This is a genomic window from Pelagibius sp., assembly GCF_028281305.1.
Lineage (GTDB): Bacteria > Pseudomonadota > Alphaproteobacteria > Kiloniellales > Kiloniellaceae > Pelagibius.
Window position 1 is genome coordinate 1 of sequence record NZ_JANQKD010000087.1, and the last position, 13549, is coordinate 13549.

Genomic DNA, 13549 nt, shown 5'->3' on the forward strand with positions numbered 1-13549 from the left:
TGGGTGAAGTAAGCCACGACGTCATAGCCATGCACGGCGTAACCTTCCACGATGTTGACCTCGGTCTCTGCCGCTGCCAGCTCTACCGTCGCCGGCACCATCGCGAGAGCCAGGCCTGCGGACAGCAGAGCATTGCGAAGTGTTTTGGTGACAATCGACATTGCATTTTCCTTTGAGTGGGTTCATTGACCGATAGGTCGGAGAACGCGCCGGGGCGCCAGAGTCCGTCCTTCACAGAAGAGTTAAGCTGTCGGGTGTGATCATTTGTCCGAGAAAACACGCAGTCCGTCCGAAGACCCGGACCTCTTTTCCTTGCTGAACCGTCGAAGCCTCAGTGCCAGCGTCTTCTTCTCCGGTTCTCTCTGCGGGCGTTCGGACCACAGCGCGAAGGATGCCCAGATGCACCTGCATCTGCTGCGTCGCGGATCGCTGAACCTCCGTACCCGGAACGGTGCTGTCAGGCACATCGACGGGCCGAGCCTCATCTTCTTTCCCCGCACCCAGGATCACCGGCTGGACGCCGGAGAACCACCGGGCGCCGAACTGGTCTGCGCGCGCCTGACCTTCACCGGCCCCGAAGCCGACCTCCTGCTGCTCGGCCTACCCGAACTGCTGGTCATCCCGCTCGATCGTCCAAGCGGCTTCGGCCCGGTCGTCGAGCGCCTGTTCGATGAAGCCTTCACGCCCGCCTTCGGCCATGGTGCGGCCGTCGATCTGATCGCCGAACTGTTGCTCGTCATGTTGCTGCGGCACTGCATCGCAGAAGGCCTGACCGAAGGCGGACTGCTGGCCGGCCTGGCGGATGGCAAGCTCGCCCGAGCGCTCGTCGCGATGCATGGCCGCCCGGCAGAGGATCTGAGCATCGAGCAGTTGGCAGGGATTGCGGGCATGTCCCGGTCCAACTTCGCCGCCGCGTTCAAGCATCGGGTCGGTACGTCGCCCGGCGACTATCTCACCAGCTTGCGCTTGGCCCTGGCCAAGCAAGCCCTGCTGCAGGGCAAACCCCTGAAGACGGTGGCGCCGCTGGTCGGTTACAAGAGCGCCACCGCTTTGGCCCGGGTCTTCCAGCGGCAGCTCGGCTGCGGGCCGCGTGACTGGCTGGCGCAGCAGCAAGAACGCGCCGAAGCTGACGACACCTGACCGGGCCTGGCCGTCCGGGTCAGCCCCTTCCCCTTGAGTGCACCGATTCATTGAAGACGACCACCGGGACCGACCGATCAGGCTGGCCTGCGGTCGAGACCGGCAAGGGCCGAACAACCGCGCCGGATCGGCTTCAGTCTCTGGCCGCGGTCTGAAAACAGCCAGAGGCCGTCTTTGTATCGTCCCCGCAAGCGGCACTTTTGCGCAGACCGCTGCCGCTTGACCATCGTGCCGCTGGTTGCCACTTCTAGGACGCGCCGACGCAACAAACGAAGCACCCCGAGGGGGCTTTCGTGACGATGGAGGAAGGAACGGCAGGATGAGCCCCGAAGCAGCCAAAGGTGAAGCAGCCGAGGGTTCGGCCTACTGGTCGGCACAAGCCCGGACGCGCGTAACGGAGAATCCAAGGCTCGAGGTCATGGCGCGGCGGTCATTCGTCCTCGAACATGCTGTCGAGGTTGTTTGGCGGGTGATCGCCGACCCGCTGCACTGGGAGGCTGACGCCTTCCACAACGAGATCGTCGACATGAATGATGCAGGCGGTATCGGCACCTACTTCGAGATGCTCCACACCAATCATCCGATCATACCTTGGCCGATGCCCGATCAGCGCTTCGTAGGGGTGATCATGGACTGGGAGCCGCTGAAGCGCCAATCCGTGGCCGAGCTGAACATCGACGTCAGCGCCGGCTCGAAGCGTACGCCGGACCACAAGCAGTTGATCGAGTTGGAACCGCTGGACCCGGCGCGCACGCGTCTCATCTACACGGTCGCCACAATCCGGATGGAGGGCATCAGCGAGGTGACCCGTTTCTTCTTTCGCCCCTGGGCGCGGCTCCAGTTGCGCCGCGCGATCGGCAAGAAACTCTCCCACATCCGCAAGGATCTCGCCCGCAACGCTTGAGGAGCGCTTCGGGGCCGTCATACGAGCAACATATCGTTGGACCGTTTCTTCCGGGCGAAGGTAGTATCGGCGCATGCACAAGTCCGTTCGCCATCGCACCGTGATCCCGGGTGTCGAAGCCATCTCGATTCTGTCGGACCGGACCTTTCCGCGTCACACACATGACGAGTTTGGCTTGGGCTACCTTGTCGACGGGGGCCAGGAAAGCTGGAGCGGCCGCGGCCTCGTCGAGGCAGAGGCCGGTGACATTATCACCGTGAACCCGGGTGAACTGCATGATGGCATCGGCCGAAAGGGCGCGGCACGGCATTGGCGTATGCTGTTTCTGACAGCGAGCGCGGTCGAAGCTTTCACGGATCTCCCTGCATCCGAACTTGAGCTGCAGAAGCCTGTCGTGCGCAATCCGCAGAAGCTGTCGCTTGTCGCACAGACGATCTCCGCCGTTTCCTGCGATGAGCCTGATCCGGACCGGGTCGAAGAGCTGTTGCTGCTGGCGGTCAGGAGCATCGCCGAGACGTCGCAGCCGGTGTTGAAGGGACAGGCGCGCTCAATGGAGGTCACGACCGTGCTGGACAGGATCGAGACGGACTTTGCGCTCAGGCTGACGCTCTCCGACCATGCGGCCAGCACAGGGATGAGCCGTTATCAGATCCTCCGCCAGTTCGCCAAGGAAGTCGGAACCACGCCGCACGCCTACCTGACCCAGCACCGTGTCAAGAAGGCGCGCGGGTATCTTCGGGCGGGTCTGCCCCTCGCCGAAGCGGCCGTCGCGTCAGGGTTCTCCGACCAGAGCCACATGACCCGCGCGTTCGTCAGGCAACTCGGGATCTCCCCCGGCCGCTACAGAGCAGCGGACCCCGTCTGAAGCTGCAATTCCGTTCAAGACTGGCAGAGGACCTGTATCTAGGCTTTCCGCCAATAGCAGCGCGTTTTCGGGGCTTTCATGCGGTTCTCCTATTCACAGCACATGCAACAGACCTTTCCGGGCCGAGTGTCTGGAATCATGACACTCGACCACGTTCACGATCAGGCCGAGGTCTCGGAGGACGTCGCGAGGTTCTCGGGCCTTGCGGCCCAACGGCTGGAGAGAGCCAGCGAAGGCGAGTTTCCGGAAATCAGGGCGTGGCGCAGGGCGTACTCGGCCATGGGGCTGAAGCCTACGCAGTACAGGTGCGCTGCCGAGGCGCTTCTGCGGCGCTTCCGAAAGGATGGCAGCCTGCCGCGCATCCACCCGCTGGTCGACCTGTGCAACGCGGTCTCGATGGCGTCCGCCACCCCGATTGCCGTTTTCGACCGCGACAGGATCAGCGGCGATCTGACCGTCCGCCAGGCAGTGGGGAGCGAGACCTATCTGACGTTCGGTGGCGACACCGAACACCCGGACCCGGATGAGGTTATCTTCGCGGACGCGGCAGGCCACGCGCACGCCCGCCGATGGGCCAACCGTCAAAGCCGCCTCTCCGCCGTTTCGGCGGAAACGGTTCGCGCGATCATCGTGGCGGAGTCCCTGCACGATACCGCAGAGGAAGACATGGACCGTCTGGTCACGACACTCTCGAATGCCTTGAGCAACGCCTTCGAGACGGAACCGCAGACTGCGTTTCTGCTGGACCCCGCCGCGGCCTTCCTCCAGCCGAGCGAGGCTCAATAGGCCGATATGGTCTGAGATTTCGGCCAAGACCTTCGTCACCATTATCGGATCCGGCTGGGTGTTCCGGAGCACGGTATAGCGCGGTGCAGCCCCGTGCTACCGGTACTCCATGACGACGATCGCCGTCGTCCCGGCCTCCAGTGCTTCGTAAATGTGCTGCGTGTTTGCGGCGAAGGTCACATAGTCTCCGGGACCCAAGATCTTGGCGGTCCCGACCGGGCCTACCCTCGCCTTGCCGCTCAGCAGGATCACGTGCTCGACCGTCCCCTCGGCGTGGGGCTCCGAGAGCCTTGCCGGGCCCGGTTCGAAGGCAGCGCGGTAAAGATCGCGCATCGCACCGGCCGGACAGGTGGACAGCAGCGTGACGCCGAACCTGGCCGCCTCGGCCTGGGCGTCCAACCCCTGCTGGAAGTCGGTTCCCTGCGGGGCGGGCACCAGGCGCAGGCCGGCGGCCTGCGGCTCGATCATCTCCCGCACGTTGATGCCCAGCGCATCGCTGAGCGCCCACAGGGTTTCCAGGCTCGGATTGCCGTCACCCGCTTCAAGGCGGGCCAGATTCGATTTTGCGACCCCGGCCTGCCGCGCCAGTTCGTTGATCGAAAGGCCCTTCTCGAGCCGCCGCGCTTTCAGCCGTTGGGCAACGGCCTGCCGCCGCCCGTCATCGACGTCAGCGGCGGAGGTCGGCTGCGTTTCCTGTGAAGACACTTCCTCTCCTTGACGCGAGCCTCTGCTGTCCCATATAAGGGACAAATAGTCGATTTATGGGAAAGACTAGAGGATGTCGGAAGCCCTGTCCACGCGGCTCACGATCGGGATTGCCGCCTGTTCATCGGAGGGCGCGGCACTTTGCTACAGGACCATCTGCGCGTGTGCGCCGGCCCGTCTCGGCCCCTACGACCACCCGGAAATCGTGCTGCATGCCCCCTCCCTGGCGGGCTACGTCGCGGCCCTCGAGGACGGCGACCTTGAGGCTGTCGCCGCACTGATGCTGCGCTCCGCCGGTCGTCTGAAAGCGGCCGGCGCCGACTTCGTCATTTGTCCGGACAATACGATCCACGCCGCTATGCCCCTGGTGCGCGATGCCTCCCCGCTGCCCTGGCTGCACATCGCAGAGACGGTCGCGGAAGAAGCCCGGCGGCGCGGGGTCACGCGGGCGGCGATCCTGGGAACGAAATGGCTCGTCGACAGCGATGTCTACCCGGATGCGCTGGTCCGCAACGGTGTCGGCTTCCTGCGCCCGGAGCCGCGGGAGCGCGACGAGATCAACCGGATCATCATGGACGAACTCGTCAACGACATGCAGGTGGAAAGCTCTGTCCGTTACTTTCAGGCCCTCATCGAAACAATGAAGGAGCGCGGCTGCGATGCGGCCATCCTCGGCTGCACGGAGATCCCGATCATCATAAGCGACGCCAACGCGGCCCTGCCGGTCCTCGACTCCACCCGCCTGCTCGCCGATGCAGCGCTGAACCACGCCATCGCGCAGAGCAGAGGCCCAGCCGGTGTGCCGGCATGAAAGCCAGGAACACGTCCTGACACTGCGTTGTCAGGAGCATCGCGCTAGACTTCCACAGATGAAGGCCGGCAACCCTGCGCCGTGCCGCCGGATGATGAGGAGTCCCGTGTGCCGCTGCAGAACCGCGTGACGCCCTTCTCCACCATCGAGGCCGCTGACAGCCGCGGCCTCGTCATGGGCAACCGCGGCTGCCTGCACGACAGCAACCGCGCGCTGCGCAGCCAAGGCTGGCGGACCAAGTCGTGGATCATCTGCCGTCTGGACTGGAAAGGCCGGCGCCGGCCGCTCATGACGCCAGGGACCTGGACCGAACTGTTCTTCCTCGACGAGGCCGTGGCGCTGGCCGCGGGCCATCGCCCCTGCGGCTACTGCCGGCGCGAGGACTACCGGGAATTCCTCGCCTGCTGGGCCGCCGGGACCGGCTGGGACCAGACGCGGCCGCTGCGGCAACCGGACGTCGACGCCAGGCTCCATGCCGAGCGCATCGGCCGGCAGGGACGGCAGCGCTACCATGACGCCAGGCTCGACCGCCTGCAGGACGGTTGCTTTGTGCTGCTATCCGATGATCCGACACCATACCTGGTCTACGGCGCCGACCTGTATCCCTGGTCCCACAGCGGCTACGGCCCGCCCGTCCGGCAACCGGCCGGAGCCACCGTCTCTGTCATCACGCCCGCCCCGACGGTCGCAGCGCTCGCCGCCGGCTACAGCCCTATCGTTCATTCCAGCGTAGCCGAAGGCGGCGGCCTGGTCGGGCCGTCACCATGAGCGCCACCCCGCCTAGAGCAGATCCGGGTTTGATGGAATCGCGCAGGCGATCCATCAAACCCGGTGAATCTGCTCTAACTCTTAGGTGTAGAGCGGATTCACATGCTGAGACGCAAACACGAGAGGGTTTTCGTCTCAGCATGATCCGCTCTAGCGGATCCAGTCGATCACCAGCGGCACCAGGAAAGCCGTCAGCAGACCGTTCAACCCCATGGCGATGCCGGCGAAGGTGCCCGCCACCTCGCTGACGTGAAAGGCCCGCGCCGTGCCGATGCCGTGGGCGGCCACACCGGTGGCGAAGCCCCGCGCCTTCCAGTCGCGGATGCCCAGGGCGTTCAACAGCGGGGTTGCCAGCATCGCCCCCAGAATGCCGGTCATGATCACCAGCATCGCGGTCAGCGACGGCAGGCCGCCGATCTGGTCGGAGATGCCCATGGCAATCGGCGTGGTCACCGACTTGGGCGCCAGGGAGGCCAGGGTCTCGAAGCTGGCGCCCAGCAGGTAGGCCGTGCCGATGGCGGTGACCACCGCCGTCACCGCACCGCAGACCAGCGCCACCGCCATGGGCAGGAAGACGGCCTTCACCTTGCCGAAGTGACTGTAGAGCGGTACCGCCAGGGCCACCGTCGCCGGGCCGAGCAGGAAATGAATGAACTGCGCCCCCTCGAAGTAGGTCTGATAGTCGGTGCCGGTGAGGACCAGGACGGCGGCGAGCATGGCAACGGCGAGCGCGACCGGATTCAGCAACGGATTGAGGCCCGCGCGTTCGTAGATGAACTGGGCCAGCAGATAGGCGACCAGGGTCACCGTCAGCCAGAGCAGCGGGCCGGCCCTCAGGTAGACCCAGATGTCGCCGAGTTCCCCCGTCATGCCTCCGTCATCCCGCTTTCTCTTCTTCTGCCGCCTCATCCAGCTTCATCAGCCGGATCATGGCGCGCATGACCACGGCGGTGACGACGATGGTGGCCACGGCGCTGACCAGCAGCGCCGCCGCGATGGCGAGCCACTCCGCGGAGATCCGCTGGAGGTGCTGCAGCACGCCGACACCGGCGGGAACGAAAAGCAGGGAGAGATGGTGCAGCAGTCCGCCCGCGGTCTGGTTCAAGGGACCGGGAACCGCGCGCCGCACGGCGAGGAACGCCAGCAGGAAGGCGAGCCCCAGCACCGGGCCCGGCACCGGAAGCGCCAGAAGCCTCACCACGCCCTCCCCCAGAAGTTGGCAGAGCAGCAGCGCGGTCAGCGATGCAAGCATGAAACCGGGACAGCGCCGATGGACGGCTTACTCGGCACCGGCGGACCCGGCGCGCCGCAACTTTGCGGGCTTGTCGCCGGCCCGGGCTTCGATGATGTCGCAGATCTCCGCCACGACCTCCTCGACAAGGGCATCGTCCTCGCCCTCGGCCATCACGCGGATCAGCGGTTCGGTGCCGGACTTGCGGATCACCAGGCGTCCGCCGGCACCCAGCCGCTCCTCCCCGGCGCGGATCGCCGCCTGCACGGCCTCGTCTTCCAGCGGCGCACCGCCGTTGAAGCGCACGTTGCGAAGCAACTGCGGGAAGGGATCGAAAAGCTGCGTCACCTTCGACGCCGGGCGGTCCGACTGCACCACCACGGCCAGGATCTGCAGGGCGGCGATCAGCCCGTCGCCGGTGGTGGCGAAGTCGCTGAGCACGATGTGGCCGGACTGTTCGCCGCCGACGTTGTAGCCGCCGGAACGCATGCGCTCGACCACATAGCGGTCGCCAACCGGCGTGCGGATGAGGTCCAGGCCGATGCCCGTGAGGTAGCGCTCCAGGGCCAGGTTCGACATCACCGTCGCCACGATGGCGCCGCCGGCGAGACGCCCGGACTCCTGCCAGGAGCGGGCAATCAGGGCCATCACCTGGTCGCCGTCGACCACGTTGCCCTTTTCGTCGGCCAGGATCGCCCGGTCGGCGTCGCCGTCCAGAGCAATGCCGAAGTCGGCACCATGGGTGACCACGGCCTCCTGCATGCGGCCGGGTTCGGTCGCACCGCAGCGCTGGTTGATGTTGAAGCCGTCGGGATAGACGCCGACCGGTACCACCTCGGCGCCCAGTTCGTAGAGCACCTTGGGGGCGACGCGATAGGCGGCGCCGTTGGCGCAGTCGACCACCACCTTCATGCCGTCGAGGCGCAGGCCGCGCGGGAAGCTGCTTTTGACGAACTCGATGTAGCGCCCGAAGGCACCTTCCAGCCGCTCTGCCCGGCCGAGCTGATGGGCCGGAGCCAGCTTGGCATCGCCGCTGTTGATACGCGCCTCGATGGCTCTCTCCACTTCATCGGAGAGCTTGTAGCCGTCCGGCCCGAAGATCTTGATGCCGTTGTCCTGGTAGGGATTGTGGGAGGCCGAGATCATCACCCCCAGGTCGGCACGCATGGACCGCGTCAGCATGCCAACAGCCGGAGTGGGCACGGGGCCCAGAAGCACGACGTCCATTCCGACCGAGATGAAGCCCGCCATCAGCGCGGACTCCAGCATGTAACCGGAGAGCCGGGTGTCCTTGCCGATCACCACGGTGTGGCGATAGTCGCCGCGGACGAATTCGCGGCCAGTGGCCTTGGCGATTGCCAGCGCGGTTTCCGCGGTCACGGGCTCCTGGTTCGCGGTGCCGCGAATACCGTCTGTTCCAAATAGCTTTCGAGACATGGATAGGTCCTTCTTGCGGATCGGGGCGCCGCCCGACGGCCCCCGAGTCCCGCTCAATTCCTTATACCAGAGGCGGGGCGGCGCTGTCCGGTGCTTCAAAACCGCTGGGCGCCAGGGTCATGGCCTGCCAGACGTCCACCGCCTGGCGGGTTTCGGCGACATCGTGGACCCGCAGGATCTGCACCCCCCGCTGCAGGGCGAAGAGCACGGCGGCCAGGGAGCCGGGCAGCCGCGCCTTGGCCGGCTCGCCGCGGGACAGCTTGCCGATGAAGCTCTTGCGGCTGGCGCCCAGCAGGACCGGACAGCCGAGCCCCTGGAACAGCGCAATCTGTTCCAGAAGTTGCAGGTTGTGGGTGACGGTCTTGCCGAAGCCGATCCCGGGATCGACCACCACCTGCTCGGCGGCGATGCCGGCCGCCACGCAGGCTTCCAGCCGCGCTGCCAGGTAGTCGTAGATGTCCAGCGCCACGTGATCGTAGCGCGGGGCCTGCTGCATGGTCTGCGGGTCGCCCTGCATGTGCATCAGCACGACCGGGACCCCGGCCTCCGCGGCGGCAGCCAGGGAGTCCGGATCGCCGCTGAGGGCCGTGACGTCGTTGATGATCCGCGCGCCGGCGGCGACCGCCTCGCGCATGATCGCCGCATGGCGGGTATCGATGGAGACACGGGCACCCGCCTCGGCCAGCGCGCGCACCACGGGAAGCACGCGGGCGCGCTCTTCTTCCAGGGTGACGGACCGGGCCCCGGGCCGTGTCGACTCGCCGCCGACATCCAGAATGTCCGCGCCCTGTTCCAGCATCGCCAGACCGTCACGAACGGCCACGGCGGGATCGGCCCGGTCACCGCCGTCGGAGAAGGAGTCCGGCGTGACGTTGAGAATCCCCATGATGCGGGGACGATCGAGGCTGAGCCCCGCCAGCGGCGGACGCGGCCGGGACAAACGCTCGAGCAATGCCGCGGCAGCCCGGCCCTGACCGGGCGCCTGGCGCTCGGCCCAGTCCGGCAGATCGGCCAGCGGCAAGACCGCCCGCTCCAGTACCGCCCGCTCCGGAACCACCTGCTCCAGGGCGCCCTCGCCGCGCCACACGGCCTCGCAGTGGCTGAAGACCAGCGGTCCGCCGGCCAGGGGTCTGAGGGTGGTCTGCTGTATTCCGTTCGTCGGTGCCCCTGGAACCGCACCACGACCTCCGGCTTCGCCGGGCCCCTGCAGGCCGAGCGGCCGCAGCGTCAGGGTTCCGGGTGCGGTGCTGGTCATAAGGGCTGCTTATAGCGCCCGTCCCCCAACCTTGAAAGTCCGGGGCTGGGAATGTCGGGGGCTTGGAAAGACGGGGGCATAGGAAGTCCGGCAAACAGAAAGGGCGGCCCCAACGGGCCGCCCCCTGATTTCGGCTTGCACGCGCCGATGCGGACTAGCCGCCCGGCTGGGGCTCCGGCTCCATTCCGCCCGGCGGCTCTTCACCGGGGTCCTTCTTGGCCGCCTTGCCGCTGGAGGGCACGGAGGACCGCCGACCCGGCGCACCATGGTCGGTGGGATCGCCCCGGTCGATGTTGCCGCCGTCGAGGATGGTCTGCACCTCGTCGCCGCTCAGCGTCTCGTATTCCAGCAGCGCCTTGGTGACCGCATGGAGGTCATCCATGTGGTCGGTCAGAACCTTGCGGGCCTTCTCTTCCGCTTCCTCGATGATGCGGCGGATCTCCTCATCGATCAGACGCGCTGTCTCCGGCGAGATGGTCTGGCTGCGCGCGACGGAGTGGCCGAGGAAGACCTCCTCCTGGTTGTCGACGTAGCGCAGGCGGCCGAGCTTGTCGCTCATGCCCCACTCGGTGACCATGCGGCGGGCCATGTTGGTGGCCTGCTGAATGTCGTTGCTGGCGCCGGTGGAGACGTTCTCCATGCCGTAGATCAGTTCCTCAGCCATGCGCCCGCCGAACATCATCGCCAGCTTCGCCGTGATCTCGCGGAACTTCAGGCTGTAGCGGTCCGACTCCGGCAGGTTCATGGTGACGCCGAGGGCGCGGCCGCGCGGGATGATGGTCACCTTGTGGAGCGGATCGTTGCCGGGCGTGAAGAGGCCGACGAGGGCATGACCGGCCTCGTGGTAGGCGGTCATTTCCTTTTCCTCTTCGCTCATCACCATGGAGCGCCGCTCGGCCCCCATCATGACTTTGTCCTTGGCGTTCTCGAAGTCCATCATGGTGACCACGCGCTTGTTGGCACGGGCGGCCAGCAGGGCGGCCTCGTTCACCAGGTTCGCCAGATCGGCACCCGAGAACCCGGGGGTGCCGCGGGCGATGGTCTTGGGTTCGACATCGGGGCCGAGAGGCACCTTGCGCATGTGAACCTTGAGGATCCGCTCGCGGCCGATGATGTCGGGATTGGGGACCACGACTTGGCGGTCGAAACGGCCGGGACGCAGCAGCGCCGGGTCGAGCACGTCCGGGCGGTTGGTGGCGGCGATCAGGATCACGCCTTCGTTGGCTTCGAAGCCATCCATCTCCACCAGCAACTGGTTCAGCGTCTGCTCGCGCTCGTCGTTGCCGCCGCCCAGGCCGGCACCGCGGTGGCGGCCGACGGCGTCGATTTCGTCGACGAAGATGATGCAGGGGGCGTTCTTCTTGCCCTGCTCGAACATGTCGCGCACGCGGCTGGCGCCGACGCCGACGAACATCTCGACGAAGTCGGAGCCGGAGATGGTGAAGAAGGGCACGTTGGCCTCGCCGGCGATGGCGCGGGCGAGCAGCGTCTTACCGGTGCCCGGCGGGCCCACCAGCAGACAGCCCTTGGGAATCTTGCCGCCGAGGCGTTGGAACTTCTGCGGGTCGCGCAGGTATTCCACGACCTCTTCCAGTTCCTGCTTGGCCTCGTCGATGCCGGCAACGTCGTCGAAGGTGACACGGCCCAGCTTTTCGGTGAGCAGGCGGGCCTTGGACTTGCCGAAACCCATGGCCTTGCCGCCGCCGCCCTGCATCTGGCGCATGAAGAAAATCCACACACCGATGAGCAGCAGCATCGGGAACCAGTTGAGCAGCAGCATGAAGAGCGTGTTGTTGCTCTCCACCGGCTTGACGTCAAAGGTGACGCCGCCCTGTTCGAGGCGCTCCACCAGACCGTCCAGATTGTCCGGACCGCGGGTGGTGAAAGTCCGCCCGCCATTCGCGGCCGTGTAGGTGCCGGTGATCTCGCTGCCCTGGATGGTGACCCTGCTGACCTCGCCGGCCTCGACCTGACCCAGGAATTCAGAATAGGCGATCTGCCCGGGGGCGCGCCCGTTCATCGAACTCTGGAAGAAATTGAACAAGGCGAAGAGCAGCAGGACAATAATGATCCAGAGTGCCGCGTTTCGACTGAAATTCACGATGATGTTCCCTGTTGTCTGCAGGCCTGTCGGTTCTCGCACACGTGCCCAGGAACCCGGCATTGCAGATGACTGCCCGGTACTGAGCTAAAGATAATGTGCGCCGCGGTCTAAACAACCGTAAATGCGGCGGCCGTTAACCCATTTAAGGGTGCAAAACGGCAGAAGTTCAACCTCTTGGCCGCCCTTTGGTCAGCATAATAGCCCAACAGTGGAACCGCCAGGAAGCCCCCGGGGCCGCTCAGGGCCGGCAGGGCGGCGCGGGCCGGGGCGGGAATACGGTCGGCCCGCACCACCTCGTCCCCGGGCAGAGCGGCCTTCAGCCGCTGCCAGCCGGCGGTTCCCAGGGCGGAAACCTGCAGCGCGCCAGCCCCTTCGCAGGGCTGCCCCTGGTCCCCCCGGTGCCCCCCCAGGCGGGGCCGCCTGATCTCGAAGCGGCCATCCCAGAGCAGGCGGCCGCCGGGCTCCAGCAGCGCGCCGGGACAGCGCCCGGCCTCGCGGACCAGCAGCCAGTGCGCGCCGCGCTGGAGCACCCGGCAGCCGCCCAGCGTGGCACCCCGCGGCAATTCGTCGCCCAGCATTCTGTGAAGGCGCAACAGGCGGTCCAGACGCGGTGTGTAGCGCCCGCCGCCCACCGTCATCAGGCAGTGGGCCAGCGTCCGCAGCGAGACCTCGTCGCTGGCCGTCGCCAGAAGCTTCGGCGAGAGAATGAGAAACCCCGCCGGGTCCGGCCGCACTGCGCGGGCCATCAGGGCCGCCACCTCACCCTCCAGAGCCGCACGGGCCCGCCCGAGGTGCCCGCAGGCCGTGGCCAGCCGGTCTGCCGACAGCCCCTCGCGGGCGAGCGCGGGCATCAGGCGGCGCAGCCGCACCCGGGCAAAGTCTGCGCGCTCGTTGCTGGGATCCTCGACCCAACCCTGCCGCCGCGCCTTCACGGTCTCCAGCAGCCGCGCCTTCGGCATTGCCAGGAGCGGGCGCAGCAGGCGCAGCTCCGCCGTCTCCGTCAGCGGCGCCATGCCGGCGAGCCCCTCCAGGCCGCTGCCGCGGCCAAGGCGCAGCAACAGCGTTTCTGCCTGGTCTTCCAGGTGATGGGCGAGGGCCAGATGCAGGATGCCGTGGCGGCGGCAGGCCGCGGTCAGCAGCGCATAGCGGGCATCGCGCGCCGCGGCCTGCGGCGAACCTTCGGGCTTCGGCCCGCGCCAGCGCAGCACCCTGTGCGCAATGCCGAGACGCCCGGCCTGCGCGTGAACACGCCCCGCTTCGGCAGCGGAGCCGCGGCGCAGACCGTGGTCGACGGTTACCGCCAGCAGACTGCCGCCCCGGCGCTGCACCCAGCGCTTGAGCAGAAGGGTCAGGGCCAGACTGTCACCACCGCCGGAGAGCGCGACGGCCACTGCCGGCTTGGGCTCGAAAGGCCCGAGCGCCGCCATGGCGCGGTCGAACTCTTCAGCGGAAACCGGCGCAGTCGCGATGTCCGGCATGGCCGACCCCACCACTTCTTTCAGCATGACCGGCGGACGGCGCGCCTGCGCGGCGTGGCATGCCC

Annotated in this window: 13 protein-coding genes; 6 read left to right on the plus strand and 7 right to left on the minus strand. The window is 66.9% G+C overall.

What is annotated here, in order from left to right:
• Positions 1 to 312: 312 nt before the first annotated feature.
• From Q0982_RS16790 to Q0982_RS16805, 4 genes are all read left to right on the plus strand, one after another.
• Positions 313 to 1140: an AraC family transcriptional regulator gene (locus Q0982_RS16790; RefSeq protein ID WP_299397591.1), complete on the plus strand. Its 828-nt coding sequence runs from the start codon at positions 313 to 315 to the stop codon at positions 1138 to 1140.
• Between the two features lie 319 nt (positions 1141 to 1459).
• The gene (locus Q0982_RS16795; RefSeq protein ID WP_299397417.1) at positions 1460 to 2044 is read left to right on the plus strand and encodes a hypothetical protein; all 585 of its coding nucleotides are present in this window, start codon (positions 1460 to 1462) and stop codon (positions 2042 to 2044) included.
• Between the two features lie 73 nt (positions 2045 to 2117).
• Complete coding sequence (locus Q0982_RS16800) at positions 2118 to 2909, plus strand: AraC family transcriptional regulator (RefSeq protein WP_299397418.1); 792 nt, start codon at positions 2118 to 2120, stop codon at positions 2907 to 2909.
• 138 nt (positions 2910 to 3047) lie between these two features.
• Complete coding sequence (locus Q0982_RS16805) at positions 3048 to 3695, plus strand: phenylalanine--tRNA ligase beta subunit-related protein (RefSeq protein WP_322097050.1); 648 nt, start codon at positions 3048 to 3050, stop codon at positions 3693 to 3695.
• A 96-nt stretch (positions 3696 to 3791) separates the two neighbouring features.
• Here the strand turns inward: Q0982_RS16805 and Q0982_RS16810 are convergent, their stop codons facing one another.
• A complete protein-coding gene (locus tag Q0982_RS16810) occupies positions 3792 to 4400 on the minus strand; it encodes a helix-turn-helix domain-containing protein (protein WP_299397420.1) in 609 nt (202 codons plus the stop codon).
• Positions 4401 to 4473: 73 nt separating this feature from the next.
• Between Q0982_RS16810 and Q0982_RS16815 the strand changes: the two genes are divergently transcribed.
• Together Q0982_RS16815 and Q0982_RS16820 are read left to right on the plus strand one after the other, a co-directional pair.
• Positions 4474 to 5211, plus strand: coding sequence for an aspartate/glutamate racemase family protein (locus Q0982_RS16815; protein WP_299397422.1), 738 nt, complete (start codon positions 4474 to 4476; stop codon positions 5209 to 5211).
• A gap of 108 nt (positions 5212 to 5319) precedes the next feature.
• Entirely contained in the window at positions 5320 to 5979 is a 660-nt protein-coding gene (locus Q0982_RS16820; protein ID WP_299397424.1) for a hypothetical protein, read from the plus strand.
• A gap of 150 nt (positions 5980 to 6129) precedes the next feature.
• Here the strand turns inward: Q0982_RS16820 and Q0982_RS16825 are convergent, their stop codons facing one another.
• From Q0982_RS16825 to tilS, 6 genes are all read right to left on the minus strand, one after another.
• Positions 6130 to 6849: an LrgB family protein gene (locus Q0982_RS16825; RefSeq protein ID WP_299397425.1), complete on the minus strand. Its 720-nt coding sequence runs from the start codon at positions 6847 to 6849 to the stop codon at positions 6130 to 6132.
• A 7-nt stretch (positions 6850 to 6856) separates the two neighbouring features.
• Entirely contained in the window at positions 6857 to 7231 is a 375-nt protein-coding gene (locus Q0982_RS16830) for a CidA/LrgA family protein (protein WP_299397426.1), read from the minus strand.
• Between the two features lie 27 nt (positions 7232 to 7258).
• Positions 7259 to 8647, minus strand: coding sequence for a phosphoglucosamine mutase (gene glmM, locus Q0982_RS16835; RefSeq protein ID WP_299397427.1), 1389 nt, complete (start codon positions 8645 to 8647; stop codon positions 7259 to 7261).
• 61 nt (positions 8648 to 8708) lie between these two features.
• The gene (folP, locus tag Q0982_RS16840) at positions 8709 to 9902 is read right to left on the minus strand and encodes a dihydropteroate synthase (RefSeq protein WP_299397428.1); all 1194 of its coding nucleotides are present in this window, start codon (positions 9900 to 9902) and stop codon (positions 8709 to 8711) included.
• A gap of 154 nt (positions 9903 to 10056) precedes the next feature.
• Entirely contained in the window at positions 10057 to 12003 is a 1947-nt protein-coding gene (ftsH, locus tag Q0982_RS16845; RefSeq protein ID WP_322097051.1) for an ATP-dependent zinc metalloprotease FtsH, read from the minus strand.
• Positions 12004 to 12113: 110 nt separating this feature from the next.
• Positions 12114 to 13511: a tRNA lysidine(34) synthetase TilS gene (gene tilS / locus Q0982_RS16850; RefSeq protein WP_299397429.1), complete on the minus strand. Its 1398-nt coding sequence runs from the start codon at positions 13509 to 13511 to the stop codon at positions 12114 to 12116.
• Positions 13512 to 13549 lie beyond the last annotated feature (38 nt).

What these genes read in the sequence shown, in the direction of transcription:
- Q0982_RS16815 (WP_299397422.1), top strand. Translation starts at nt 4,474, where the DNA reads ATGTCGGAAGCCCTGTCCACGCGGCTCACGATCGGGATTGCCGCCTGT.
- Q0982_RS16800 (WP_299397418.1), top strand. Translation starts at nt 2,118, where the DNA reads ATGCACAAGTCCGTTCGCCATCGCACCGTGATCCCGGGTGTCGAAGCC.
- tilS (WP_299397429.1), bottom strand. Translation starts at nt 13,511, where the DNA reads ATGCTGAAAGAAGTGGTGGGGTCGGCCATGCCGGACATCGCGACTGCG.
- folP (WP_299397428.1), bottom strand. Translation starts at nt 9,902, where the DNA reads ATGACCAGCACCGCACCCGGAACCCTGACGCTGCGGCCGCTCGGCCTG.
- glmM (WP_299397427.1), bottom strand. Translation starts at nt 8,647, where the DNA reads ATGTCTCGAAAGCTATTTGGAACAGACGGTATTCGCGGCACCGCGAAC.
- Q0982_RS16795 (WP_299397417.1), top strand. Translation starts at nt 1,460, where the DNA reads ATGAGCCCCGAAGCAGCCAAAGGTGAAGCAGCCGAGGGTTCGGCCTAC.
- Q0982_RS16825 (WP_299397425.1), bottom strand. Translation starts at nt 6,849, where the DNA reads ATGACGGGGGAACTCGGCGACATCTGGGTCTACCTGAGGGCCGGCCCG.
- Q0982_RS16805 (WP_322097050.1), top strand. Translation starts at nt 3,048, where the DNA reads ATGACACTCGACCACGTTCACGATCAGGCCGAGGTCTCGGAGGACGTC.
- Q0982_RS16830 (WP_299397426.1), bottom strand. Translation starts at nt 7,231, where the DNA reads ATGCTTGCATCGCTGACCGCGCTGCTGCTCTGCCAACTTCTGGGGGAG.